Source organism: Rhizobium sp. 32-5/1 (assembly GCF_029537235.1).
In the GTDB taxonomy this organism is placed as follows: domain Bacteria; phylum Pseudomonadota; class Alphaproteobacteria; order Rhizobiales; family Rhizobiaceae; genus Pararhizobium.
This window is the reverse complement of record NZ_CP120638.1, coordinates 3,656,328-3,682,334: the sequence shown is the minus strand read 5'-3', so window position 1 is coordinate 3,682,334 and position 26,007 is coordinate 3,656,328. Positions and strand designations below refer to the sequence as shown.

Genomic DNA, 26,007 nt, shown 5'->3' with positions numbered 1-26,007 from the left:
TTCAGGAGACCATCGATCCCAGCCGGGCAACCAGCGTTGCCCGGTCCGCGTGGAAATTTCCGTCCACCCATTGCTTTTCCAGGGCAGCAAGCATTTCCCCCACCTGCGGTCCAGCCGGAACGCCCGTTTGCAGCACATCGGCGCCGGTGAGCGGAAACACCGGTTTCTTCCAGTCGAGTGCGCGCGTCAGGAGACGCTGCAGCTTGCCCATCTGCGGCAGGAGTTCAAGGTCATTTTCCGCCTTCACCCTGAGGCTGGCCAGCATCAGTTTCAGGCGCGGAACGACCCCCGCCGGACCATTCCAGTACAGCAACCGATCGAACGCCGTATCGGCAATCGTGTCGGCCACAACAGGCGATTTCGCCCATTGCTGGAAATAGGCAGCCTCAGCCTTCGACAGGCGCAATCGCGCCGCCATGGCCTCCAACCGTTCCGCGTCGGGCGGCACCATGGATGCGAGCCGCAACAAAGGCTCCGGCTTCCACTGCAACGCACCTTCTGCCGCAACGAGACCAGGGATGGCGTCGATGCCCCATTTTTCCGTCTCGGGCAGGATTTCGGTAAGCACGCCGGACTGCCGCATCCACAGCAGCGCCCGGCCCGGATCGCGCGCGGCAAGCAGTTTCTTCATTTCCGACCAGACCCGCTCGGCGGAAAGGGACGAAAGGCTCGACTTGGCGCGAGCGCAGGCGCGCAAGCCATCAGCATCGGGCCGGCCGGAGCCGTAATAGGCAAAGAACCGAAAGAACCGCAGCACCCGCAGATAATCCTCGGCCACGCGAGCTTGCGCGTCACCGATGAAACGCACCGTCCGCGTCTCGATATCGGCCATGCCGCCGACGAGATCGATGACCTCGCCCTCAGAATCAGCATAGAGCGCATTGATCGTCAGGTCCCGGCGCTCGGCATCCACCCTCCAGTCGGTCCCGAAGGCGACCTCGGCATGGCGGCCGTCGGTCTCGACATCTCGGCGCAAAGTGGTGACTTCGAACGGCTGGCCGTCCATCACCAGCGTAATTGTGCCATGCGCGATCCCGGTCGGCACCGCCTTGATGCCCGCATCTCCGGCACGGCGCACGACCTCTTCCGGCACCAGCGTCGTTGCCATGTCGATATCGCCTACGGGCAGGCCCATCAGGCTGTTGCGCACGGCGCCGCCGACGAGGCGAACCTCGCCGCCATCGGCATTCAGGAGATCGAAGATGCGTCTCAGCGCCGGTGCCGAAAACCAGGTTTCAGCGGCAATCGAGGTCATGCGTAAAGCCTTTCGTAGAGCACGCGGACAATCCCGGCGGTGATACCCCAGATGTTCCGCTCGCCATAGGGCATGCGGTAAAAATGCCGCTCGGCCCCCTGCCAGTGGCCGCGACCCCGTCCATGGTTGCGCGGGTTCATGAGGAAGGACAGCGGCACGTCGAAGATCTCTTCGACTTCCGTCGGGTTCGGCACCAGCTCGAAGCCGGGCTGGACGATCGCGAGGATGGGTGTGATTCGGAAACCGGACAGAGCCATGTAGTGCGGCAAACGACCGATCGGCTCGACAAAACGGCGATCAAGGCCAATCTCCTCTTCCGCCTCCCTGAGGGCAGCGACTTCGGGCGTATCGTCATCGGCATCGATGGCGCCGCCGGGAAAGGCGACCTGGCCCGAATGCTTGCGCAGGCTGGATGTGCGCTGGGTGAAGATCACGCGGGCATCGTCGCCGTCATCGACAACAGGCACCAGAACGGCGGCGTCTTTCAGCTTCAGGGTTTCGAGATAGGGAACGACATCCGGATTGAGCAGGAAATCGCCATGCTCGCGCCAGGCGTCATCGACGGGGCTTCCCGATTGTGCCAGCGCCCGGTTGCGGAAGCCTTCGGCCGAAAACATGCTGATGTCCGTTACAAAGGTCATTTCGATAATGTTTCAAGTTCGGCAGCCGGCATGATCGAAAACAACGTACCGCCCGAACGCACGGCAAACATCGCAACCCCGTCGATCTCGGCTTCCTTGCCTAGTTCGACGAGGTCGTACATCACCGCCCGCGATACCAGCGCTTCAAGGCGGCCGCGGACGTGCAGGTAGGGCTTCAATTCGTTATTGTCACCGTGGATCACGAACCGAAGCGGATGCTCCGGACCCGCCTCCACGACATCGCCGACATTGGTGCGAAAGGTCAGCATCTGCAGACCGTCACGCACACCGACATTCATCTCGACGGCAATAAAAGGAGCGTCGGCAACACGGATGCCGACCTTTTCCACAGGCGTGACGAGATAGGTCTTGCCGTCCTCTTCCTTGCGCAGCACCGTGGAAAACAGCCTGACCAGCGGCTGCCGGCCGATCGGCGTGCCAATGTAAAACCATGTACCGTCGGCGCGGATTTCCATGTCGATATCGCCGCAAAAGGGCGGATTCCAGCGGTCTATCGGCGGCAAATCCTTGGCTCCGTCACCCGTCTGGCCGGCGGCGCGCGAGATCAGCGCCGCGAGCCCTGCCGCATCTCCCGTCTCCTGAATTTTGGCCTCTGCCATTGTTCCGTCCCGTTTGGTTGTGATCGTGCCCGAACCTTGCCCGGTATTTGCATCTGCTCACGAGATAGTGCAGTGCCGTCGGCTTGTCAGCCGCATGGCAGAGCCTAGATTGAAAAAGACGATCGAAACAGCAGATTTCGCGATTCGGCGCTGGACGGGTCCCGACCACTGGAGACGATGATGGGTGTGATGAAGACCACGGAAAGCGCAATGGACGAGAAGGCGATCATCGCCGCAGCCGAAAAGGCGCTGAGCGAAATTGCCTTGATCCGCAAGGAAGTCGGCAAGGTGATCTTCGGCCAGGAAAACGTCGTCGAGCAGACGCTGCTGGCCGTTCTATCCGGCGGCCATGCTTTGCTTGTCGGCGTTCCCGGTCTGGCCAAGACCAAGCTGGTCTCAACGCTCGGCACTGTGCTCGGCCTCAACGCCAGCCGCATCCAGTTCACGCCCGACCTGATGCCGTCGGATATTCTCGGCTCCGAAGTCATGGACCAGGACGAGACCGGCCGCCGCTCCTTCCGCTTCGTGCCCGGCCCGATCTTTACGCAGCTACTGATGGCCGACGAAATCAATCGCGCCTCGCCGCGCACCCAGTCGGCACTGCTGCAGGCCATGCAGGAATATCACGTCACGGTCGCTGGCCAGCGCAACGACCTGCCGCAGCCCTTCCATGTTCTTGCAACGCAAAACCCGCTGGAACAGGAAGGCACCTATCCGCTGCCGGAAGCCCAGCTCGATCGCTTCCTGATGCAGGTCGATGTCGGCTATCCCGAACTTGCGGCCGAACGGCAGATCCTGCTCGAAACCACCGGTATTCATGAATCCGAGGCGCAAAGCGTGCTCGATGCCAAGCAGCTCCAGGCCATCCAGCAGCTGATCCGCCAGATGCCGGTCAGTGAGAAAGTCGTCGATGCCATCCTCTCGCTGGTGCGCTCCGCCCGTCCCGGAAACGGCAATGCCGCGACCGACAAGAATGTCGCCTGGGGCCCCGGCCCGCGCGCCGGCCAGTCGCTGATGCTCTGCGCCCGCGCCCGCGCGCTCTATGACGGCAGGCTCGCACCATCGATCGATGACATCATGGCGCTGGCCGAACCGGTGCTTCAACACCGCATGGCACTGACATTCGCCGCACGCGCCGAAGGCATGACCGTCCGCGACGTGGTCGCCGGGCTGGTGAGCAAGGCAAAGGGCTGAAAGCCAAAGGAATCTGAATGGCTGCGATCGGGCAAAGCGTTGAACCGACACCATCCGGAGATGTGCTGCACCGCGCCCAGCAGCGTGCCATGCTCATCCCCGACTGCATGGTCGAGGCAAAACGCATCGCCAACACGGTGATCTCCGGCTGGCACGGTCGGCGCAAGCGCGGTATTGGCGAAAACTTCTGGCAGTTCCGCCCCTATAGCGATGGCGAGAGCCTATCGCGCATCGACTGGCGCCGCTCGGCCCGCGACGACCACACCTATGTGCGCGACCGCGAATGGGAAGCCGCCCACACAATCTGGCTCTGGGCCGACCTCTCCCCGTCGATGATGTACAAATCGCGCTTCGGCACGGTCTCCAAGGAAAGTCGCGCGCTGGTTCTGATGCTGGCGCTGGCTGAAATCCTTGCACGCTCCGGCGAACGCATCGGCTGCCCCGGCGTCATGGAGCCGGTTTCGGCCCGCAATGCGGCGGAACGGCTGGCGACGGCGCTGATGCACACGCCGCTGTCAGGCGGGCTTCCAGAGACGCAGATGATCCGCGGATCGAGCGACCTGATCCTGATCGGCGACTTTCTCGATCCGGCGGATGCGATCATGGCGCGGCTCGGTCCGCTCGCCCGGCGTGGCCTGCGCGGCCATATCGTGGAGATTGCCGACCCTGCGGAAGAAAGTTTCCCTATGCCGGGCGGACGGAATTCACCGACCCGGAAACCGGCGAGAAGCTGACCGCCGGCCGTGCCGAAATCGTCCGCGACGACTATCGCCGTGCCTACATTGCCCGGCGCGACAGTCTCGGCGAAAACCTGCGCCATCTCGGCTGGACGTTTACGCCGCACAGGACCGACCATCTCGCCTCGGAAGCGCTTGTCGCCGTGCACATGTATCTCTCCGGCATGCCTGGACGCGCGACCCATGGAGGGCAGCTATGACCGGCCTTTCCTTCCTCTTTGCCAACCCCCTGATGCTGGCCGCCCTCGTCGCCCTGCCGGCGATCTGGTGGCTTTTGCGCATGACGCCGCCGAAGCCGGTGATGGAAGTGTTCCCGCCTCTGCGCATTCTCGCCTCCGTGTTGAAGCGCGAGGAGACGCCGTCGAAAAGCCCTTGGTGGCTGACGCTGCTGCGCATGCTGATGGCCGCCGCAATCATCCTCGCGATTGCTGATCCGGTCTTCAATCCGCGCACCAACACGCTGTCCGCGGAGGGTCCACTTGTGCTTCTGATCGACAACAGCTGGGTGACGGCGACCGACTGGGAACGCCGCGTCGAAACCGCCGACGCGCTGATCGGCGATGCGGAAAGCAGGAATTTGCCGGTGTCGATCGCGTTTACAGCCGATCGCGAGCACAATGCGGTTCCGGCCTCTGCCGTCACCGCCCGCACCCGGCTTGCCGCCGCTTTGCCGCAACCCCTGCAGCCGAACCGAAAGACAGCCATCGAGGCGATCGCGACGGCGCTTGATGGCACGAAGGCCGGAACGCTTGCCTTCCTGTCCGACGGCATCGCTGCCGGAGAGGATCAGACGATGACAGCGCTTGCCGCCCTTTCGCCAGCCAATCTTCGGCTGATCGAAGGCGACAGCGAACGGGCGCTGGCAATCACCAATTCGGCCAATGAATCCGATGCCATGGCGATCACCGCCAGCCGCCTTGATACGGCCGCCGCGCGCACGGTTCCGATCACCGCCTATGATACGCGCGGTCGCGCCATCGCGAACGGCGCGATCGCTTTTGCCGCAGGTGAAGGCACGGCCAGGGGGACAATCGCCGCTCCCTTCGAGCTGCGCAATGATTTTGCCCGGATCGGCATCGACGGTGCTGCGACTGCTGGCGGCACCTTCCTGCTTGATGACGGTTTCCGCCGCCGTCGCGTGGCGCTTCTCTCCGGCGAGGCCCGCGACCTGTCGCAGCCCCTGCTCTCGCCGCTCTACTACATCAACCGGGCGCTTGCCCCTATGCCGACCTGATCCAGCCGGATCAGGCGGATCTTGCCGTTGCCATTCCCGAGCTGCTGGCAGAAAAACCGTCGGTGCTGATCATGGCCGATATCGGCCGCCTGCCGGAGCAGAGCTATGCGCCGATTACGCAATGGATCGAAAACGGCGGCACGCTGATCCGTTTCGCCGGGCCGCGCCTTGCGGCAGCCCCCGCCGATGACCCGTTGGTTCCGGTTACGCTGCGCCAGGGCGAACGCGCGCTCGGCGGCGCGCTGTCCTGGTCGGAGCCGCAACCGCTCGCCGACTATCCGGCACTCAGCCCCTTTGCCGGCATGGCTCGCCCGCAGGATATTCTCATCAAGCGACAGGTGCTGGCCGAGCCGACGGCAGACCTTGCCGAACGCACCTGGGCAAGCCTTGCCGATGGCACGCCGCTGGTGACCACAAAGACCAACGGCGCCGGCCGCATCGTGCTGTTCCATGTCAGCGCCGAAGCCACCTGGTCGAACCTGCCGATCTCAGGCGACTTCGTCGAAATGCTTCGCCGCAGCGTCCAGCTTTCGCGCGGCGGCGGTGTCGCCAGCGACGGCAATGGGCAGGCCCAGACACTTGCCCCCTACCGGCTGTTGAATGCCGATGGCGTGTTAATCAGTGAAACCGGCAGGGCCCGACCGCTGGATATCACGGCCGGCGCGATACCCATCTCCACGGTCGAGAACCCACCGGGGCTCTACGGGTCGGAGGATGGCTTTACGGCGCTTAATCTTCTGGCCCGCAATGCCGAGCTCAAGCCGATCGACAAGACCGGTCTTCAGACGGCCTATACCAGCGAGCCACTGATCGGCGCCGAGGCCATGTCGCTGAAGCCAGCGCTCTTTACGCTCGCCATGATCCTGCTCCTGCTCGACAGCGTCATCGTGCTGTTCATGGGCGGTGCCTTCGCCCAATTGCGCATGGCACGGGCTGCGACCGCGGTTCTGGCGCTCACGGTAGCGGCGCTGGTCTTGCATCCGTCGCCCTTGCTGGCGCAGGACGTAAAACCCGGTGACGACAGGATTCTCGAGCGGCTTGACAAGACCCATCTCGCCTATGTCGTGACCGGCGAGGCGGATGTCGATCGCCTTTCCGAACGCGGGCTGGCCGGTCTCACCGACTTCCTCACCTACCGCACGACGCTGGAACCCGGCGCGCCGGTCGGCCTGGACATCACCTCGGATGAACTGGCCTTTTATCCCATTATCTACTGGCCGGTCTCCGCGACGGCACCCATGCCAACGCCGCAGGCGGTGAGCCGTATCGATGCCTATATGCGCGCCGGCGGCACCGTGCTGTTCGATACCCGCGACCAGTTTTCGTCGCTCGGCGGTTCAGGTGGCAATAGCCCGAACGGCGAGCGCCTGCAGGCCATCCTGGCCAATCTCGACATTCCGCCGCTGGAGCCCGTTCCCACCGACAACGTGCTGACCAAGTCTTTCTATTTGCTGTCGAACTTCCCGGGCCGCTACAATGGCAGCCCGCTGTGGATTGAGGCGCAGCCGGAAACCAACGACGACCAGAGCGGGCGGCCGGCACGCTCCGGCGACGGCGTGTCGCCAATCATGATCACCGGCAATGACTTTGCCGGTGCCTGGGCGATCGATGACAATGGCGTCGCCCTTCTGCCGACCGTGCCGCCGGATGAAACGCAGCGCGAGCATGCGTTTCGCGCCGGCGTCAACATCATGATGTATATGCTTACCGGCAACTACAAGGCCGACCAGGTTCATATTCCAGCGCTGCTCGAGCGGCTGGGACAATGAGGGCGCGCCGATGACCGTTGATTTTTCACCCCTGCTTCCCTGGGCAGCGATTGCCGTTATCGCGCTGTTTGCGATTGCGCTATCAGCGCTTGGATTCTGGCGTGGTGTGCGCGGCACAGGGTTGCGGGCAGCCGCGCTTGCGGCGCTCTGCCTTGCCATCGCCAACCCGGTGTTTTTTCAAGAAGAACGCGAACCTCTGTCGACCGTCGTCGCTGTCGTCGTCGATCGCAGCCAGAGCCAGGACAATGCCGGCCGCGGGCAAATGACCGACAACGCCCTGTCGACGCTCAAGGAGCGCCTGGCGAAGTTTCCGCAGATCGAGGCACGGATCGTCGAGGCCGCGGATGATCCAGATACCGAGACGCCGTCGACAAAGCTCTTTTCTGCGCTTTCCACCGCACTTGCGGATGTCCCACCGGCACGGGTCGGCGGTGCGATCTTCATCACCGACGGCCAGATCCACGATGTGCCCGCCATCAACCAGCCGCTGGGATTCGACGCACCGATCCACGGCCTGATCACCGGCCGGCCGGACGAGTTCGACCGGCGGATCGAAGTCGTCAGCGGCCCGCGCTTCGGCATTGTCGGCGAGGAGCAGAAGCTGACCTTCCGCGTGATCGATGACGGCCAGGCGCCGGGCGGTACGGCGGAGGTGAAGATCAGCCTCAACGGCAACGAGATCGCCACCGAGATGACCGAACCGGGCACCGACGTGCCTTTCTCCTTCACCGTTCCGCGCGGCGGCAACAATATCCTCGAATTCGCGGTCAGCCCTGTCGCGGGCGAAGTCACGGAAGCCAACAACCGGGCCGTCCACGTGCTCGACGGCATCCGCGAGAACCTGCGCGTGCTTCTGGTCTCAGGCGAGCCGCATGCCGGCGAGCGCGCCTGGCGCAACCTGTTGAAATCCGATGCCTCCGTCGACCTCGTGCATTTCACCATTCTGCGACCGCCGGAAAAACAAGACGGAACGCCGATCAACGAGCTGTCGCTGATCGCCTTCCCGACGCGGGAACTGTTTGTCGAGAAGATCAAGGAATTCGACCTGATCATCTTCGATCGTTACCAGCATCGCGGCGTCCTGCCGATCCTCTACTATGACAACATCGCCCAATATGTCGAAAACGGCGGCGCGCTTCTGATTGCAGCCGGACCGGAACATGCAGGCGATGATTCGATCGCGACGACGCCGCTGTCCGCCGTCCTGCCGGCAATGCCCACCGGCGCCATGAACGAGCAAGCCTTCTATCCGCGACTTTCCGACGACGGCAAGAAACACCCGGTCACACGCGGGCTTGAAGGCGCCAGCAGCGAGCCGCCGCAATGGGGCCGCTGGTTCCGCACCGTCGATGTCCAGCAACCGCTCGGCCAGACCGTCATGAACGCAGCGGACGGCAAACCGCTTTTGGTCCTGAACCGCGTCGGCAAGGGCCGTGTCGCCATGCTGCTTTCCGATCAGGGCTGGCTCTGGGCGCGTGGTTTCGAAGGCGGCGGCCCGAGTGTTTCGCTCTACCGCCGCACGGCCCACTGGCTGATGCAGGAACCCGCGCTGGAAGAGGAAGCGCTGACCGCGCGGGCCGCCAACCGCGCGCTGGAAATCACCCGCCAGACGATTTTGGGCGACCCCGGCGCTGCCACCGTGACGACGCCATCCGGAAAGACCGAACAGGCGCCGCTCACGCAAGACGAACCGGGCCTCTACAAGGCCGAATTGCGCACCACGGAAACCGGACTATTCGAAATCGTCAACGGTGAACTCAAGACGCTTGTCCATGTCGGCAGCGTCGATGCGCCGGAATTCAAGGCGACGATTTCGACCGAGGAAACCCTGAAACCCTGGGCCGAAAAGACCAAGGGGCTGGTGCGCCGGGTGGCCGATGCCGGCGGCGCGATCGATATGCCGCCGATCCTGCCGGTGCGCGGCGCGGTGCGCATGGCCGACGACCAGCGCCTGTCGCTGCGCATGACCGATGAAACCGTCTTGAAGGGTATCAACTCGCTGTCGCTCTTTGCCGGCTTCCTCGGCCTTGCAGCCCTGCTCTTCGCACTGTCCGCGACTTGGTACCGCGAGGGCCGGTGAGCGACTTGTCATTCCAAATTTCCGACCTCAACGACCGGCCGGACTTCAGTACCACTGTTGCAGACCGCGTCTGGCGGGCCTGGTGGGAGAGCAAGGGCGTCACGCTGGAGGCACTCGATGAACGGGTAAGGGAAAACCTCAATCCGGACGGTTTTCCCTTCGCGGTGGTTGCCCATGACGGCGACATCTTCATGGGAACGGCTTCGGTGATCGCGTCCGACATGGATGAACGCCCGGACTATACCCCTGGGTCGCGGCCGTCTGGGTTGATTCACAGCATCGCGGCAAAGGGGTCGGTGGCGCAATTGTACAGCACGCCGCCACACTTGCCTTCGCCCGTGGATTTGAGGCAATCCATCTCTGTGCCGTGCCGGAAAAGGCCAGCTTCTACCAGAAGCTTGGCTGGCATTTGCTGGAAAACGATGTCGGTGAGCACAGGCTAGCCGTTCTCACCTATACCAAGCCTTGACGTCCTCCAGGACGCACGGGTGGTCCGCTATGGCCGCCAGCCGATGACGCCCTTGAGCCGCGCATGGACATCCTCGACCATCGGAACAATCAGCACCCGGCTTGGATCGACCGGGCCTGGAAAATCCAGCGCGCCATAGGCGACCTTGTCGAAACCGAGGGGCTGATAATAGGGTGGATCGCCGACGAGGATCACGCCTTCAGAGCCCTGCCGCCGGGCGGCCTCGACAGCGATGCGCACCAGCTCGCGGCCGATGCCCCGGTTCTTGTGGGAAGGCCGCACAGCCAGAGGGCCAAGCAGATGGCCCTTGACGCCACCTGCCATAACCGGCGTCATCCGCACGGAGGCGATGGTCTCGCCATCGTCGGCACAGATGAAGGACAGCGAGAGATCGTGCGGCCCCTGCTCGCGGATGCGCGCGGCAGCCCGGGCAAAACGGCCGGGGCCGAATGCTTCTTCATTGATGATTTCGATGGCTGCGTCGTGGGAAGCGTCTTCGGTAAGATAGACGAGGTCGTGCTTTTTCATGAACATCGGGAAACCGGGCATACGAGACGGAAAAAGGTGATGGCTTCGCCCTCAAGGCGTTTCGGCATCAGCGTCGTCGTGGGCTTCCCGGGAAAAACATGAATTTCGATCCGTATCGTAAAAAGTCTGGATGCGCCGATAGCAGAAAAAACCGCACGTCAAAGCCAAAAACGCACTGTTCAGCTTTTATGGTCTATCTGCCGGCAAATTGTCCGCTATCTAGAAACAACTGATGACACAGGAGCGGCGACAGCGTCGCGGGAGATGGCCGATGGGCAAGCTGGTGAATGGCGTCTGGCACGATGTCTGGTACGATACCAAGGAAACCAAGGGGCATTTCAAGCGCTCCGAATCGCAATTCCGCAACTGGGTGACATCAGACGGCGCGGCTGGCCCCTCCGGCACCGGGGGCTTCAAGGCGGAAGCGGGGCGTTACCACCTCCATGTCTCGCTCGCCTGCCCCTGGGCACATCGCACGCTGATCTTCCGCAAGCTGAAGAAGCTCGAGGATCTGATCACGGTCTCAATCGTTGATCCGCTGATGCTGGACAAGGGTTGGGAATTCAAGGGCGAGAATGGCGGAACCGTCGATCACCTGTTCGGCTCCGATGCACTCTGGCAGGTCTATGTAAAGGCGGATCCCGATTATTCCGGTCGCGTCACCGTGCCCGTGCTCTGGGACAAGCAGACGAACAGCATGGTTTCGAACGAATCCGCCGAAATCATCCGCATGTTCAACACAGCCTTTGACGGACTGACGGGCTCGACGGACGATTTCTATCCTGAAAAGCTGCGCGGGGAAATCGATGAACTGAACACAAAGATCTACGACACGGTGAACAATGGGGTTTACAAAGCCGGTTTTGCAACGGCGCAGGGTCCCTATGAAGACAGTGTCGAAACGCTCTTTGGGACGCTCGACGAACTGGAAAAACGGCTCTCGTCGCGCCGCTACCTGACCGGCCCGCAGATCACGGAAGCCGACTGGCGGCTGTTCACGACGCTCGTGCGCTTCGACCCGGTCTATGTCGGCCACTTCAAATGCAACATCCGCCGCATCGCCGACTACAGGAACCTGCAGGGATACCTTCAGGACCTGTACCAGGTGCCGGGTGTGGCGGAAACGGTCAACCTGCGCCACATCAAGGAGCACTACTACCGCAGCCACACGATGATCAATCCAACCGGCGTGGTGCCCGTCGGACCGGTGCTCGACCTCGAAGGCCCGCACGGTCGCGAGAACCTGTAAGGTCAGCGCAAAGCAGCAGTGTAGTGATCACCAGACGTCGGCCGGCGGTGTCTCCGCCGACAGTTCTTTCAGCCGGCGATGCGTCGCGCTGGTGGTTCCCGGCGGCAGTGCATCAAGCGCGAAGAAACCGGTCTCGATGATTTCGCGGTCTGGTATTTTCGGGCTGGTCTGGCGGACCTTGTCGCAACGGTAGAAAAGTACGTGGTCGCGTTTGCTGGTCTGATTGTTGAAATAGACGTGGAACAGCCGCGGCGTTTCCGTCAGCACAAGATTGCCCTCCTCCTGCAGTTCCTTGGCAAGTCCCTGCAGGGCCGTTTCACCTCGCTCCAGACCACCGCCCGGCATGTGCCAGCCGGCGACATAGGAATGCTTGACCAGAAAGATCCGGCCCTGTTCGTCGAAGCAGGCGGCGCGAACGCCAAGCGTCATGCCGCGGGTGAGCGCGAAATAGCCGTGCACCAGGCGGGTGAACAGGCGTTTGCGCCAGGTTTGCATCTCGGGCGGACGTTGGTTGGTCATGGTTTTATCCTTCCGAAACAGGCTGTCAGGGATAAGCCGCCCAAACGATTCCCCTTTTCCGGAATATGCGCTAGGTAACCCTTATGTTCAAACTTGCCCATATGTCCGATGTTCATCTCGGCCCCCTACCGGATCTTTCTTTCCGGGAGCTTGCCTCGAAGCGCATTACCGGTTTCGTCAACTGGCACCGCAACCGCCGCAGCCATCTTGTCGGCGATACGCTGAACCTTTTGATGGACGAGATAGAGCGCTGCGATCCGGATCATCTGGCAATCACCGGCGACCTCGTCAATCTTGCCTCCTCGCGTGAAATCGAGACGGTGACGGCATGGCTGAAAGAGGCGGGGAACCCGACAACATCTCCATCGTACCCGGCAATCACGATGCCTACGTGCCTGGCGCCTATGAGAAGACGACACGGGCTTGGTATCCTTTCATGCGCGGCGAAAGCGGGCCGGAGAACTGGGACGAGGACTTTCACTGCTTTCCCTATCTGCGGGTTCGCGGCCCCGTCGCGCTGATCGGCTGTTCGACCGCCGTCGCCACGCCCCCTTTGCAGCCAGTGGCTATTTCGGTCGACGGCAGGCACGCGAGACAGTCAACCTCCTGCGCGCCGCGGGCGAAGCTGGCCTTTTTCGCGTTGTGATGATCCATCATCCGCCGATCCGCGGCGCTGCCTCCATGCACAAACGCATGCTCGGCATCCGCCGTTTCGGAGCCACCATCACCGCCGGGGGTGCCGAACTGGTGCTGCACGGCCATACCCACCTCAACACCGTCTACTGGCTGAAAGGCCAGGTTAAACCGGTGCCCGTGGTTGGCATCGCTTCGGCTTCGCAGGGCAATGGCGGCAAGAAACCGCCGGCAGCGTTCAATCTGTTTTCGATTTCCGGTGGTCCGGGCCACTGGAACTGCTCACGCGAACGTTTTGCCCTGACCCCGGATGGGCGCTCTGTGGCGCTGGCGGAAAGCACCCGCTTCTGAGGCAGTCTATCGCATCTCGCCAAATTGCTAAAAGACGGTATGCTGTCGAATAAGAGACGTGTTTCATCCGTTATCCCTGTTTGACCGTATGACGGTTCGGTGACGGCGACAGGATGCTGCGCGATACCCTGTTTTGACCGATATTCGCTTCAGCCAAGGGAGATAACCAATGATCAATCGCAAGACCGCTCTGATTGCCTTGTTTTCAGCCGTCTCGGCATTCGCGCTGACCCACACGGCCCGCGCGGCGGGTGAGGATACGACCACGCCGCCCGATACGACCAAGACCTCGACTGAGTGCACCGACGGCAAGGTCTGGGATGAGGAAAAGAAGGAATGTGTCGAACCGCAGAAGAGCGGGATGAACGACGATCTCTTGTTCAAGGCGGCCCGTGAACTGGCCTATGCCGGCCAGTATGAAAATTCTCTCAAGGTTCTGGATGCCGTCAAGGACCAGAACAGCGCCCGCATTCTCAACTATCGCGGCTATTCAAACCGCAAGGCCGGCCGCATGGAACTCGGCATGAGCTACTACAAGCGTGCTCTTCAGGCCGATGAAAACTACATCCTCGCCCGCTCCTACATGGGCCAGGCGCTCGTCGAGCAGGGCCAGATCGAGGAAGCCAAGGTGCAACTGATCGAAATCCGTGACCGTGGTGGCGAAAACAGCTGGGCCTACCGCGCCCTTCTCGAAACCCTCGGTGGCGTGCGCCAGTATTGATGAAATGCCGCCGCCGGCGGGGAGCGTGAAACTGCAACCCCGGCCGGCGCCTGCGCCTTCAAATTGAAAACGACGGACGATAGGGCAAAATCTTGCCCTCCGTCCGCTCTTGGCTTGCGGACAGCCGGTCAAATGTTTCATATCAATCGGCGTGTTCCTGACACCGACGAATAAAAGATTGATCCGGAACGTTTCTTTGGAAGAGCAATGCGTCAAGCGACAGAATCGAATGAGTTCCGACGGGATTTGGTCAGTTTGCTGCCCAAATTGCGCCGTTTTGCAATGACGTTGACGCGCAATGCCGCCGATGCCGATGACCTGGTGCAGGAAGCCTGCGAGCGGGCCATCACACGCAGCCACCTTTGGAATGGCGAAGGAAGGCTGGAAAGCTGGATCTATGCAATGACACGCAATCTCTGGATCGATGAAATCAGGAAGCGCAAGGTGCGGACCGGCGGCGGAACCGTCGATGTCGCCGACCAGGACGAATTGACCATCGAACCATCAGGCGAAAAGGCGGTCTATGCCAGTCAGTTGCAGAAGATGATCCTCTCCATGCCCGAAGGCCTGGCCAGCGTGTTCGTGCTGGTCAATGTCGAGGGACACAGCTATCGCGAGACGGCGACCATCCTGAACATCCCGATCGGCACCGTGATGAGCCGCCTGTCCACCGCCCGTATACGGCTGGCCGCCATGATTTCAGAAACAACGGAAAGGAGGGCCTGAGCATTGCAAAACACAAAGGGCCTTTCGCTGGAAATCCGCCTCTCCGCCTATCTCGATGGTGAAGTGACCGATGCCGAGCACCGCGAACTGGAAGAGCTTGTGGCCCGCGACGAGGAAGCGCGCAGGCTTTTTGAGCAACTGCAGGCCGGCAATGCGTTTGGCAACAAGGCATTCGAGGATTTCCTGCACGACCCGGTGCCGCTCTCACTGGTGCGCCGGATCAAGCAGGGTACGCCGACCAATCCCAAGGCCGAACGGGTGACAACGGCCGACCCGATACGGCACCGGACACGCCTCTGGCCGCGGACACTTGCCGCCTCCGTTGTTCTTTTGCTTGTCGGCGGCTCCACCGGCTACATCTTGGGGATGGTCAACAGCCAATCCGAACAGAACCAACAGGTTGCTGCCGCCCGGTCCTGGCTCGACGATATCGCCGAGTATCACCGCGTCTATTCGCGTCAGGAGACACATCTTGTAGAGGTTCCGGCTTCGCAGGGCGATGCCGCAATCATAAACTGGCTTGCATCGAGCGTCGGCGTGAATTTCAACCGACCGGATCTGGCTGCTCAAGGCCTGACCTTTGAGGGCGGGCGTCTTCTGGTCGCGGCCGGCAAGCCGGTGGCGCAGCTGATGTACCGGAATGCCGAGGGCGACGTCTTTGCCATCTGCTTCCTGAAAAGCGAATCGAAGGGTGAACAGGGCAAGCTCGCGGAAAGCATGCGCGACGATCTGGCGATGGTATCCTGGCAGAAGTCCGGTGCTTCCTATGTGGTGATCGGGCCATCCGCGGATGCCAAGCTGCGCGATCTGGCAGAAACTGTAGCGACCGAAATCTGACATCAGGCAGCTTTTTCAAACGCTTCTTCAGACGGCAACGACCGCATCAGGGAGGATGCGGCCGTTGCCATGATCGGCGATGTTCCCGTCGAGACGATCAGAATTCCTGCCAGTCCCCCTACCGGGGCTGTAGCCGCAGCTGCCTGACCGCGACCACCGGAGAAGGCGGAGGCGACTTTTCGAACCATGGCGCTGGCCGGTGATGGACGCGGCTGCGAGTTGTGGCCGGCTGGCTGCACGTGGCGCGGCGTCTCGGCTCCTTCGAAGCGGAACTTGGCAAGCTGTGCGGATAGCGACGCCGCTTCGGATGCCAGATTCTGGCTGGCCGCCGAGGTCTCTTCGACCATCGCCGCGTTCTTCTGGGTCGACTGATCCATCTCGTTGACTGCAGAATTGATCTCCTTCAGCGCCAAGGACTGTTCCTTGGCCGATTCGACGATCGAATTGACGTGACGGTTAATCTCCTGGACTTCGGCGACGATGGCTTCCAGCGCCTTACCGGTCTCGCCGACCAGCGTCACGCCGGAGCGCACCTGCTCGCCGGAATTGTTGATCAACTGCTTGATCTCCTTGGCGGCATTGGCGGACCGTTGTGCCAGTTCGCGGACTTCCTGCGCAACGACGGCAAAGCCCTTGCCGGCATCGCCGGCGCGGGCGGCTTCGACACCCGCGTTCAGGGCAAGCAGGTTGGTCTGGAAGGCAATATCGTCGATGACGCTGATGATGCTGTTGATCTCGTTCGAGGAGCCCTCGATCTGGCCCATCGCGGCAACAGCCCGCTTGACTACCTCGCCGGAGCGCTCCGCGTTCTGGCGTGTCTTTGCGACCAGCGAACCGGCCTCTTCTGCGCGGCGGGTCGAGTCGTTGACGGTTGTCGAAATCTCGTCAAGCGCTGCTGCCGTCTGTTCGATGGAGGCTGCCTGCTGTTCGGTGCGGCGAGCCAGATCGTTGGACGCGGTGCTGATCTCCCGCGCGCCGGCATCGATGGAGAAGGCATTGCCGCCTATCGACTTCATTGCAGATTGCAGCTTGTCGACGGAATTGTTGAAGTTGAGGCGAAGCGCATCAAGCGACGATCCGAAAGACTGCGACAGCCGGTAGTCGAGGTTGCCATTGGCCATTTCTTCCAGTGCGCGACCAAGCTGATCAACGGCATGGTTGGTCTCATCGGCTTCGCTCTCGCGCTGGCGAGCAGCGCTCTCAAGCTGGCTGCGCTCGGCTGCGGCACGGTTTGCGTCGCTTTCCGCCTGGCGGGCCGCCTGACCGGAGACGGCATCGCGCACGGCACCGACGGCGCGGGCAAGACTGCCGATCTGGTCGTTGCGGGCGTCGAGCGTCTGGTCCCCTTCCATCTGGCCTTCGGCCATCTTGCGCAGCGATTCCTGAAGCTTGGCCATCGGCGCGGTGATCGAACGGCTCGCAAGGAAGGCGGCAATGACGGCTAGAACCGCAGCACCAGCCAAGGAGCCAAATGCAAGGGTCTGGAAGCCGCTGGCAGAGGTGCGGACATCGCCGCCAACCTGCTTGTTCAGAGCTTCCTGGTAATCGATGAACTTGTTGATGGCGCCAAGCCACGAAACAAAGAGTGGGCGCGCCTGCTCGAGCAGGATTTTCCTGGCGCCTGCGGCATCGCCCTTTTCCTGAAGCCCGATGATTTCGGACACCAGCGGGTTTGTCTTGGATTGAATATCGGCGATTTCGGCAATGATGGTCTTTTCCGCATCCGAGGCACCGGTTGCGAGCATGTCGGTCATCTTCTGTTCGTTTTCGGCATAGGTTGCCGCCAGCTTGGCAATCAGATCGATCGCTTCCTGACGTTCTTGCGGCGTTTCCACCAAGGTCACGTCACGGATTGCGATGGCGCGGTCGTGGACGCTACCACGAAAGTTGATGGCGAAGCGCTGCTTGACGCTGTTGACATCGTTGATCTGCCCAAGGTCGGTGTTGATGGCATTCACCTGCGTCACTGACTGATGGGTCAGACCCAGCATCAGGAGCAACAGAAATCCGAAGCCTGTGCTCAGACGCATTCCAATTCCAAAGCGCATTGCGGATTTCATGGTCGTCCCTCGTCTTGTCAGCCCCATCCCGGCGGCCGAACTGTCAATTGCGGATCAAATGAGGGCCTAGGAGCGTCCAGGCTCGCCGGCGATACCCACGCATGCCGTCATGGCAGCGGTCGGACGCCAAGCATGGACTTTCGTTCCGAGTGGACAAATTTTAATCAAATGCGGTTAAAAAACTCTTATTTAGAAAAAGCTAAACCTTAACGCGAGACTACAACTTTTTGTATTCTGTCGCTCCCAGCGCCGAAAGCACAGAAAATGCTCGAAAATTTCCGCGAAAACCGGCGACTTACAGGGAAAATGCTACTTTGAGACGAAGAACAGCCGCATCTTGGTTAAGATGCGGCTGTCCCAAACAAGCCCATCGGGCATTTTTCAACTCAGGCCTTCGCGCCTTCCAGCACCCGGTTCGCAGCCGATACGATGGCCTCGAGAGAGGCCGCGACGATGTTGGTATTGATGCCGACGCCGAACAGCTTGCCGCCCGGATGTTCGACCTCGACATAGGCGATAGCCGCGGCATTCGAGCCGTGCTGGAGCGAGTGCTCGGAATAGTCATTCACCGACATGTCGATACCGAGATAGATCGACAGGGCATTGATGAAGCCATCGATTGGCCCGGTGCCCCTGCCCTCGATCCGCTTGGTCTCGCCATTGTCCGTGATCTCGGCTGCCACGACTCTTGCGCCCTTCTGTTCACCAACCGGATACGTGTGGTGATCGATATAGCGGATACGGGCACCCGGCTGTTCGACATACCGTTCGATGAACCGCGCATGGATGGCCTTGGAGGGCAATTCCTTGCCATGCTCGTCGGTGATCCGCTGGATGTCTTCGCGGAACTCGACCTGCAGGTTGCGCGGCAGATTGATGCCGTAATCCTCCTGCAGGATATAGGCGATGCCGCCCTTGCCGGACTGCGAGTTGATCCGGATGATCGCCTCGTAGGAGCGGCCGACGTCACGCGGGTCGATCGGCAGGTAAGGCACCTCCCAGAGCGGCTTGTTGGCGGTCTTGATCGCCTTCATACCCTTGTTGATCGCATCCTGATGCGAGCCTGAAAAGGCCGTATAGACCAGCTCGCCGACATAAGGATGGCGCTCGGGAATGACCATCTGGTTGGAATATTGGTAGACGTCCTTGATCCGCTCGATATCGGAGCAATCCAGCTGTGGATCGACCCCTTGCGTGAACATGTTCAGCGCCAGCGTCACGACATCGACATTGCCGGTGCGCTCGCCATTACCGAACAGCGTGCCCTCGACGCGGTCGGCCCCTGCCATCAGACCGAGTTCGGTCGCGGCGATCCCCGTGCCCCGGTCATTGTGCGGGTGCAGCGAGATGATCAGGTTCTCACGATTGTCGAGATTGCGGCACATCCACTCGATCTGGTCGGCATAGATGTTGGGTGTCGCCATTTCGACGGTCGATGGCAGGTTGAGGATCAGCTTGTTGTCCGCCGTCGGCTGGATGATTTCGGCGACCGCATTGCAGATCTCCAGCGCCACTTCCAGCTCGGTGCCGGTAAAGCTCTCCGGTGAATACTCGAAGCGGAAGCCGCCACCGGCCTTGGCCGCCATGTCGGCGATCATCTTGGCAGCGTCGGTGGCGATCTGCTTGATGCCGGGCACGTCCTTCGCAAAGACGACGCGGCGCTGCAATTCGCTGGTGGAATTGTAGAAATGCACGATCGGCTTCGTGGCCCCCTGCAGCGCCTCGAAAGTCCGTGTGATCAGCTCGGGCCGGCACTGGACCAGAACCTGCAGCGAGACGTCGGCCGGCACATTGCCTTCCTCGACGCACCAGCGGGCAAAGTCGAAATCCGTCTGCGATGCAGAGGGAAAGCCGATCTCGATTTCCCTGAAACCCATGTCGAGCAAGAGCTGGAACATCCGGGCCTTGCGGTCATGGCCCATCGGATCAACCAGCGACTGGTTGCCGTCGCGCAGATCGACCGAACACCAGATCGGTGCCTTGTCGATTGTCTTGCCCGGCCAGGTGCGGTCCGGAATATTGATCTGGGGATAGGGCTGGTACTTGACGCTTGCGTCGGGCATGCCCTGCTTGATGGTGTGGGACTTCAAAATCATTGCGGCTTCTCTTCGTCGTGAGGCGCTAAGCCCGCATGCAATAGCCGATCATCGATCGCATTGCGATGGCAAATGGCGCCTGTAGGGTTCTTTTGTCTTCAGGTATTTCAAGGGAAGGCAAGGAGCTGGGGCCGGTGGGCTTTGGGCCACCGGGCGCTCCTTAAAGAACCCGGCAACCGCGCGTAAGGCCGAGAAGAAGAAGCGATGTGAGGGCGCGCGAACGCTCACGCATGGCATTACGCCCGCGGGAAACCTGTTCGATGATCTGTGCGCCTGTCTTCAACATGAAGCGGTGTATAGTTCGAGATGGAATAAAGGGCAAGAGGCGTCTAAGGAAAAGGCAGACGCCTCGGACAGATGCAAACGGGCGCATTTGCGAATAACAGTGCATGGCGCTGCAATCCCGCCATGACCCAGATCCCGATCCGTGGAGCCGCGACCCAGCTGTTAGACCTCGCCCGCCGCGTCCAGGCCGGCGAAAGCATAACCGTGACGGAGGACGGCAAGCCGTTGATGCAGCTGGTGCCGGTGAAGAAGAAAGGCGGGATAAATTGGGAGGCGCTGGAGGCTTACAAGCGCGGAAAAGGTATCACCAGTTTCTTTGGAGAGATACCCGCAGACTTCGATGCCCCCTGCCCGAAGACTTTCTTATCACGCTTCCCCTTCCGGCGGACAGATGATGTCCCGTCTTCTGGACACGCATATTTTCATCGCACTTTTGGAAGGTCGGTTTGATGATCTTCCGGCCGCTGTGCGACAAGAGGTCAAGGCTTGTGATGACACGCTCAATCTTAGCGTTGCAAGCCTCTGGGAGATCGCGATCAAATGGAGGATCGGTAAGCTTCCCTTGCGTACGCTTGCCGCAGGACCTTCCGGAGGCGGCTAAAATTGCCGGAATAACGCTTCTAAGCGTCAACGAGCATCACGCCCTTCACCTTGTCGAACCCGAGCCGCCGACCCGCGATCCGTTTGACCAGATGTTGCTCGCCCAATGCGCTGTCGAAGGCTTTAAACTGGTAACCATCGATACAGCACTCGCCAACCACCCGCTTTCAGCGACCTCATCTCAAAACTAAACCCCGCCAGTTGCCCGGCGGGGTCAAAAACGTCTTAACCGAAATTCGGCTCAGATTTCCGAAGCGTTGGTGATGATCCGGGAAACGAGCCCGTAAGTCTTGGCGTCTTCGGCCGAAAGCCAATAGTCGCGGTCGGTGTCTTTGGCGATCTTTTCGTAGGTCTGGCCGGTTGCTTCAGCAAAGATCCGGTTCAGGCGCTCGTTCATCTTGATGATCTCGCGGGCCTGGATTTCGATATCCGATGCCATGCCGCGGGTGCCGCCGGAGGGTTGGTGCAACAGGAAGCGAGTGTTGGGCAGGCAGATGCGCCGTTCCTTCGGAGCCGAGACATAGATCAGCGCACCGGCGGAGGCGACCCAGCCCGTACCGATCATCCAGACCTTCGGCTTGATGAACTTGATCATGTCATGGACGCTGTCACCGGACTCGACGTGGCCGCCCGGCGAATTGACGAAGATGCGGATGTCTTCGTCGCTGGCGGCGGAAAGCGCCACGAGCTGCGAGCAGACCTTCTGCGCCAGTTCCTGGTTGATCGGGCCATAGATAAAGATCGAGCGCGATTTGAAAAGGTTCGCCTCAGTTTCCTTGCCCAAGGGCAGTTCCGTTTTCTTGTCGTCCTCGTCTTCGTTCATTCGCATTCTCCGCGATAAATGTGTGTTGTCCTGCCGCCATCAGATAAGGCGACTCGACTGCGAAAACAATGCAACAAAAGCCCATCGCCGCGATAGGGGCAAACAAGAAGCCTGTTGCGCTATGGTAAAGATCGTCTCCTAAGGCAATTGCCGTATGGACAGGCGGGCGACTGACAATAAGATGTGGTTTCGCAACATTCGCATCCGGCGGCCGCGGCTCCCACGCATCCGCCCAAGAAGTGGGGACATCATGAAAACACGCATTCTTCTGACCGCTACAGCGCTCCTTGTCTCGAGCGCTCCGGCCTTTGCCCACCTCGACCCGGCCGAGCACGGCTCGCTGATGGCAGGCATCAGCCATCCCTTGTTTGGCCTCGATCATATCCTCGCCATGATTGCCGTCGGCCTGTGGGCTGCACAGATCGGCGGGCGGCGCCTGTTCACCGTTCCCGCCGCTTTCGTCGGCACCATGGCACTTGGCTTTGGCCTTGCCATGGCTGATATCTCGCTGCCCTTCGTCGAGCCCGCCATTCTGGCTTCCGTTGTCGCTCTCGGCCTGCTTGTCGCCATGGCCATCCGCATGCCGACGTCCGCCTGCGCGGCTGTTGTCGGCGTTTTTGCTCTCTTTCACGGCTATGCCCATGGTGGCGAACTCGGCGCGGCCGGCGCCCTGCCCTTCGGCCTCGGTTTCGTGATCGCCACCGCCCTGCTGCACGTCGCGGGCATAGGCCTTGGGCTCGGCATCAACCGCCTGACATCCGGCCGTGCCCTGTCACGGATCGTCGGTGGCCTGACAGCGCTTGCCGGCGTCGCCCTGATCTTCAACTGATCGTGCTGTCTTGGAAACGATGACGGCGGGCCACAAGCCCGCCGTTTCTATTTCAGCCGCGCCCGCGATAGGGCTGGACACCCTGATCCGGCAGCCAGACGCCTTCCGGCGGTGCACCCGTCTGCCAGAAGACATCGATCGGAATGCCGCCGCGCGGATACCAGTAGGCGCCAATCCGCAGCCATTTCGGGGCCAGCAAATCCACCAGACGCTTGGCGATATCGATCGAGCAATCCTCATGAAACGCGCCGTGGTTGCGGAAGGAATGCAGGAAGAGCTTCAGCGACTTCGATTCGACCAGCCATTCGTTGGGAATATAGTCGATGACGATATGGGCGAAATCGGGTTGACCGGTCATCGGGCAAAGCGAGGTGAATTCCGGCGCGGTAAAGCGCACCACGAAAACAGTGCCGGCATGATTGCTCGGCACCCGCTCCAGCACAGCCTCCTCGGGCGACTGTGGCGCTGAGACGGCGTCGCCCAGCTGGGTCAGTCCGGACACATCGGTTTTGCTCATTTTTTCATTCCTTCGATAACCTTGACCCTGATGCCATGGGCCTTTTCACTTTCGGGTTCGACGTGGATAGCAATCTTGGCGCCCGGATGGACCGCGCGGATCGCATCTTCCAGCCGATCGCAGATATCATGGGCATCACCGACCGTCATGGCCGCCGGAACCACCAAATGGAAATCGACGAAGATGGCCGATCCCGCCTCGCGGGTCTTCAGGTCGTGGACACCGAGCGAGCCGGCCGCATGGGCGGCAATCGCCTGCTTTATGGCATCCTCTTCCTCGGCGGGTACAGCCCGGTCCATCAAACCATCGACCGACCGGCTGATGACCTTCCAGCCTTGGTAAAGAATATTGCAGGCCACGAGCACCGCCAGCAGCGGATCGAGGATCGCGTAGCCGGTGACGATGGCCAGCACCAGGCCGATCAGGACGCCGATCGAGGTTACGACATCGGAGAGGATATGATGGCCATCGGCAGATAAAGCCGGCGAGCGGAGCGCCCGCCCGGCGCGGATCAGTGTATAGGCCCAGATCGCATTGACGATGCCGGCCAGTACGTTGATCGCCAGGCCGACCACCGGGGCCTCCATCGGCCGAGGTTCCAGCATGGCGGGCACCGCTTCCCAGACGATCAGAAGTGCGGCCACGACGATCAGGACGCCCTCAAGCACCGCCGACAGATACTCGGCCTTGTAATGACCGAATGGATGCCCCGCATCCGCAGGTTTGGCCGCATAGCCGATGACGACATAGGCAACGATGGCCGCAATGACGTTGACGATCGATTCAAGCCCGTCAGACAGAAGCGCGACAGAGCCTGTCATCCACCAGGCGAGCATCTTCAGCCCAAGCACGAGAACGGCGAGCGGAATGCCCCAGAACGCCAGGCGCTGGGCCCTGTTCCTTTGCGTCTCAGTCACCATTGCTGGCCCCCAATTCAAATAGACTCAATTCAAATAAAAATGACCGCCGCACCGTGTCGGGTGCGGCGGCCCTCAAACCTCACATTCCGACGATCAGGCGGCCTTGATCTTCGCCCGCTTGGCCAGATGCGACACCACGTTCTCGATCATTCGCATGCCGGCATCGCCGCCCAGCGTCATGATCGATTCCGGGTGGAACTGCACGGCCGCGATCGGTTCCTTCGTGTGCTCGATGCCCATGATGGTGCCGTCATCGCTTTCGGCGGTGATCATGAAATCACGCGGGAGCGTCGAAGGATCGGCGAAGATCGAGTGATAACGGCCGACCGTGACTTCCTTGCCGAGACCGGAAAAGACGATGCCGGGCTCCAGCACGCGGATGCGGGAGGGCTTGCCGTGCATCGGAACGGCCAGATGCCGCAACTCGCCGCCATAGGCTTCGGCCAGCGCCTGCAGGCCAAGGCAGACGCCGAAGATCGGCAGGTTGCGGGCCCGCGCTTTCTTGATCGTCGCCTTGCAGTCGAAATCCTTTGGCGAACCAGGGCCGGGCGAAAGCACGACGAGATCGGGCTTGACGCTGTCGAAGATATCTTCCGAGACAGGAGAGCGCACGGTGCTGACCGTCGCACCCGTCTGGCGGAAATAATTGGCCAGCGTATGGACGAAGCTGTCCTCGTGATCGACGAGCAGGATGCTGACACCGGCACCGACCGCCGCGACATCACGACCGGTCTTGCGGTTGTTTGCGGATTTTGCATCGCGGATGGCGGAAATCATGGCGGATGCCTTCAGTTCGGTTTCGGCTTCTTCTTCGTCCGGATTGCTGTCGTTGAGCAATGTGGCACCAGCGCGCACCTCGGCAATGCCGTCCTTGATGCGGATGGTGCGCAGCGTCAGCCCCGTGTTCATGTCGCCGTTGAAGCCGACCATACCGATCGCCCCACCATACCATGCGCGCGGGCTCTTCTCATGGCTTTCGATGAAGCGCATGGCCCAGAGTTTCGGCGCACCGGTCACCGTCACGGCCCAGGCATGCGACAGGAAACCGTCAAAGGCGTCCATGTCGTCGCGCAGGCGGCCCTCGATATGGTCCACCGTGTGGATAAGCCGCGAATACATCTCGATCTGGCGACGGCCGATGACCTTGACGGAACCGGGTTCGCAGACACGGCTCTTGTCGTTGCGATCGACGTCGGAGCACATGGTGAGTTCCGATTCGTCCTTCTTGGAATTCAGCAGCTTGAGGATCTGCTCGCTATCGGCAATCGGGTCATCGCCGCGCTTGATCGTGCCTGATATCGGGCAGGTCTCGATCCGGCGACCGGAGACACGCACAAACATTTCCGGCGAGGCGCCGACCAGATATTCCTGGTTTCCGAGATTGATGAAGAAGGAATAGGGCGACGGGTTGATCGCCTTCAGCCGGTTGGAGATTTCGGACGGCTTGCTCTCGCAGCGCTCGAAGAATTTCTGGCCGGGAACCACCTCGAACAGGTCGCCGCGGCGGAAGCTCTCCTTCGCCTTGGTCACCAGCTCGGCATATTCACCGGGACGATGGTCGCCATGCGGCGGGATGCTGTCGATGGTGCGGAAAGGTTCAGACGGAGTATCGCCCGCCTTGCCATCGGTCGTCAGGCCATTCTTCTCGAAATCATACCGATCGATCCAGGCCTTGGCCGAGTAGTGATCGACAACAAGAATTTCGTCGGGCAGGAACAGCACCATGTCGCGCTGGTCGTCCGGGCGCTTGAGCTTCAGCTCGATGGCGTCGAACTGGAAGGCCAGATCGTAGCCGAAAGCGCCGTAGAGGCCGAGATTGGCATCTTCCTGCGAATAGAACAGGCCGGTGACCGCGCGCAGCACCGTAAAGACTGTCGGCATCTTCGACCGTTCTTCTTCGGTGAACACCCGGTCCGGAAGGTTGATCGAAAGATCGAGCCGGCGCGTGGTCGAGGCCCCGAGCGTGATGTCGGCGACGGTCGCCAGATGCGCCGAGATCATTTCCAAGAGCGCTTCGCCGCGCTCGTTATAGGCTTCGATCCACAGCGCGCGGCCGAAGGAGGAAATGCCGAGCGGCGGATCGATGACTGCCGTATCCCAGCGCGTGTAGCGGCCCGGATATTCGTAGTTGGAGGAAAACACCGCACCGCGGCGCTCGTCGAGACGATCGACATAGCCGGAGATCGCTTCCGCATAGGGAGCCTCCCGCCGCCGCCGCGTGACCGCGATCCCGCCCTTGGTGGTGTAGGATTCCGCGCCGTCTTCCAGAATTCTCGTCGCCATTCTCTCGCTCCGTTCAGGCCCTTGTCACGCG

20 protein-coding genes and 4 pseudogenes are annotated in these 26,007 nt (G+C 61.3%); 13 read left to right on the top strand and 11 right to left on the bottom strand.

The annotated features are described in order from the left end of the window. Position 1 precedes the first annotated feature (1 nt). Genes P6U16_RS18495 through P6U16_RS18485 form a run of 3 tightly spaced genes read right to left on the bottom strand, consistent with a single transcriptional unit; the run spans position 2 to position 2,516 of the window. Positions 2–1,255: a CCA tRNA nucleotidyltransferase gene (locus tag P6U16_RS18495; protein ID WP_277701718.1), complete on the bottom strand. Its 1,254-nt coding sequence runs from the start codon at positions 1,253–1,255 to the stop codon at positions 2–4. Further along, a complete protein-coding gene (locus tag P6U16_RS18490) occupies positions 1,252–1,872 on the bottom strand; it encodes a CoA pyrophosphatase (protein ID WP_277701717.1) in 621 nt (206 codons plus the stop codon). The genes P6U16_RS18495 and P6U16_RS18490 overlap by 4 nt, the downstream gene beginning before the upstream one ends. A 20-nt stretch (positions 1,873–1,892) precedes the next feature. Continuing rightward, on the bottom strand, positions 1,893–2,516 hold the full coding sequence (locus P6U16_RS18485; RefSeq protein WP_277701716.1) for a DUF1285 domain-containing protein: 624 nt from the start codon (positions 2,514–2,516) through the stop codon (positions 1,893–1,895). 180 nt (positions 2,517–2,696) lie between these two features. On the opposite strand from P6U16_RS18485, the gene P6U16_RS18480 reads away from it, so the two are divergent. The 5 genes and pseudogenes from P6U16_RS18480 (at position 2,697) to P6U16_RS18460 (ending at position 9,999) form a co-directional block, all read left to right on the top strand. Next, positions 2,697–3,710: a MoxR family ATPase gene (locus P6U16_RS18480; protein ID WP_277703900.1), complete on the top strand. Its 1,014-nt coding sequence runs from the start codon at positions 2,697–2,699 to the stop codon at positions 3,708–3,710. A gap of 17 nt (positions 3,711–3,727) precedes the next feature. Beyond that, positions 3,728–4,647 (top strand): annotated as a pseudogene (locus P6U16_RS18475) (DUF58 domain-containing protein). After that, a pseudogene (locus P6U16_RS18470) lies at positions 4,644–7,450 on the top strand (DUF4159 domain-containing protein). Before P6U16_RS18475 ends, P6U16_RS18470 begins: the two co-directional pseudogenes overlap by 4 nt. 10 nt (positions 7,451–7,460) lie before the next feature. Beyond that, the gene (locus P6U16_RS18465) at positions 7,461–9,530 is read left to right on the top strand and encodes a hypothetical protein (RefSeq protein ID WP_277701715.1); all 2,070 of its coding nucleotides are present in this window, start codon (positions 7,461–7,463) and stop codon (positions 9,528–9,530) included. A gap of 304 nt (positions 9,531–9,834) precedes the next feature. Beyond that, entirely contained in the window at positions 9,835–9,999 is a 165-nt protein-coding gene (locus P6U16_RS18460; RefSeq protein WP_277703899.1) for a hypothetical protein, read from the top strand. A gap of 27 nt (positions 10,000–10,026) precedes the next feature. On the opposite strand, the gene P6U16_RS18455 is transcribed toward P6U16_RS18460, so the two are convergent. Continuing rightward, on the bottom strand, positions 10,027–10,527 hold the full coding sequence (locus P6U16_RS18455; protein ID WP_277701714.1) for an N-acetyltransferase: 501 nt from the start codon (positions 10,525–10,527) through the stop codon (positions 10,027–10,029). 271 nt (positions 10,528–10,798) lie between these two features. Here P6U16_RS18455 and P6U16_RS18450 point away from each other — a divergent pair, with 271 nt between their 5' ends. After that, positions 10,799–11,776 (top strand): glutathione S-transferase family protein, encoded by a 978-nt coding sequence (locus P6U16_RS18450; protein WP_277701713.1) that lies wholly within the window; start codon positions 10,799–10,801, stop codon positions 11,774–11,776. Between the two features lie 27 nt (positions 11,777–11,803). On the opposite strand, the gene P6U16_RS18445 is transcribed toward P6U16_RS18450, so the two are convergent. Beyond that, on the bottom strand, positions 11,804–12,295 hold the full coding sequence (locus tag P6U16_RS18445; protein ID WP_277701712.1) for an NUDIX domain-containing protein: 492 nt from the start codon (positions 12,293–12,295) through the stop codon (positions 11,804–11,806). A gap of 83 nt (positions 12,296–12,378) precedes the next feature. On the opposite strand from P6U16_RS18445, the pseudogene P6U16_RS18440 reads away from it, so the two are divergent. The 4 genes and pseudogenes from P6U16_RS18440 (at position 12,379) to P6U16_RS18425 (ending at position 15,563) form a co-directional block, all read left to right on the top strand. Continuing rightward, a pseudogene (locus P6U16_RS18440) lies at positions 12,379–13,279 on the top strand (metallophosphoesterase). Positions 13,280–13,448: 169 nt separating this feature from the next. Then, positions 13,449–14,000, top strand: coding sequence for a tetratricopeptide repeat protein (locus tag P6U16_RS18435; protein WP_277701711.1), 552 nt, complete (start codon positions 13,449–13,451; stop codon positions 13,998–14,000). 207 nt (positions 14,001–14,207) lie between these two features. Beyond that, entirely contained in the window at positions 14,208–14,726 is a 519-nt protein-coding gene (locus tag P6U16_RS18430; protein WP_277701710.1) for an RNA polymerase sigma factor, read from the top strand. Between the two features lie 3 nt (positions 14,727–14,729). Beyond that, on the top strand, positions 14,730–15,563 hold the full coding sequence (locus tag P6U16_RS18425) for an anti-sigma factor (protein WP_277701709.1): 834 nt from the start codon (positions 14,730–14,732) through the stop codon (positions 15,561–15,563). 97 nt (positions 15,564–15,660) lie between these two features. Here the strand turns inward: P6U16_RS18425 and P6U16_RS18420 are convergent. Both P6U16_RS18420 and leuA read right to left on the bottom strand, forming a co-directional pair. Beyond that, a pseudogene (locus tag P6U16_RS18420) lies at positions 15,661–17,623 on the bottom strand (methyl-accepting chemotaxis protein). A 386-nt stretch (positions 17,624–18,009) separates the two neighbouring features. Then, positions 18,010–19,719, bottom strand: coding sequence for a 2-isopropylmalate synthase (gene leuA / locus P6U16_RS18415; RefSeq protein WP_277701708.1), 1,710 nt, complete (start codon positions 19,717–19,719; stop codon positions 18,010–18,012). A gap of 408 nt (positions 19,720–20,127) precedes the next feature. Here leuA and P6U16_RS18410 point away from each other — a divergent pair, with 408 nt between their 5' ends. Beyond that, positions 20,128–20,454 carry a prevent-host-death protein gene (locus tag P6U16_RS18410; RefSeq protein WP_277701707.1) on the top strand — a complete coding sequence of 109 codons (327 nt, stop codon included), beginning with the start codon at positions 20,128–20,130 and terminating at the stop codon, positions 20,452–20,454. Between the two features lie 122 nt (positions 20,455–20,576). Continuing rightward, positions 20,577–20,795: a hypothetical protein gene (locus P6U16_RS18405; RefSeq protein WP_277701706.1), complete on the top strand. Its 219-nt coding sequence runs from the start codon at positions 20,577–20,579 to the stop codon at positions 20,793–20,795. 50 nt (positions 20,796–20,845) lie between these two features. Here the strand turns inward: P6U16_RS18405 and P6U16_RS18400 are convergent, their stop codons facing one another. Then, a complete protein-coding gene (locus P6U16_RS18400; protein WP_277701705.1) occupies positions 20,846–21,427 on the bottom strand; it encodes an ATP-dependent Clp protease proteolytic subunit in 582 nt (193 codons plus the stop codon). 250 nt (positions 21,428–21,677) lie between these two features. Here P6U16_RS18400 and P6U16_RS18395 point away from each other — a divergent pair, with 250 nt between their 5' ends. After that, on the top strand, positions 21,678–22,256 hold the full coding sequence (locus P6U16_RS18395) for a HupE/UreJ family protein (protein ID WP_277701704.1): 579 nt from the start codon (positions 21,678–21,680) through the stop codon (positions 22,254–22,256). 52 nt (positions 22,257–22,308) lie between these two features. On the opposite strand, the gene queF is transcribed toward P6U16_RS18395, so the two are convergent. The 3 genes from queF to P6U16_RS18380 form a co-directional block, all read right to left on the bottom strand. Then, the gene (gene queF, locus P6U16_RS18390) at positions 22,309–22,773 is read right to left on the bottom strand and encodes a preQ(1) synthase (RefSeq protein ID WP_277701703.1); all 465 of its coding nucleotides are present in this window, start codon (positions 22,771–22,773) and stop codon (positions 22,309–22,311) included. Then, on the bottom strand, positions 22,770–23,693 hold the full coding sequence (locus P6U16_RS18385) for a cation diffusion facilitator family transporter (protein ID WP_277701702.1): 924 nt from the start codon (positions 23,691–23,693) through the stop codon (positions 22,770–22,772). Before P6U16_RS18385 ends, queF begins: the two co-directional genes overlap by 4 nt. Before the next feature lie 93 nt (positions 23,694–23,786). Continuing rightward, a complete protein-coding gene (locus P6U16_RS18380) occupies positions 23,787–25,976 on the bottom strand; it encodes an anthranilate synthase (protein ID WP_277701701.1) in 2,190 nt (729 codons plus the stop codon). Positions 25,977–26,007: the final 31 nt, after the last annotated feature.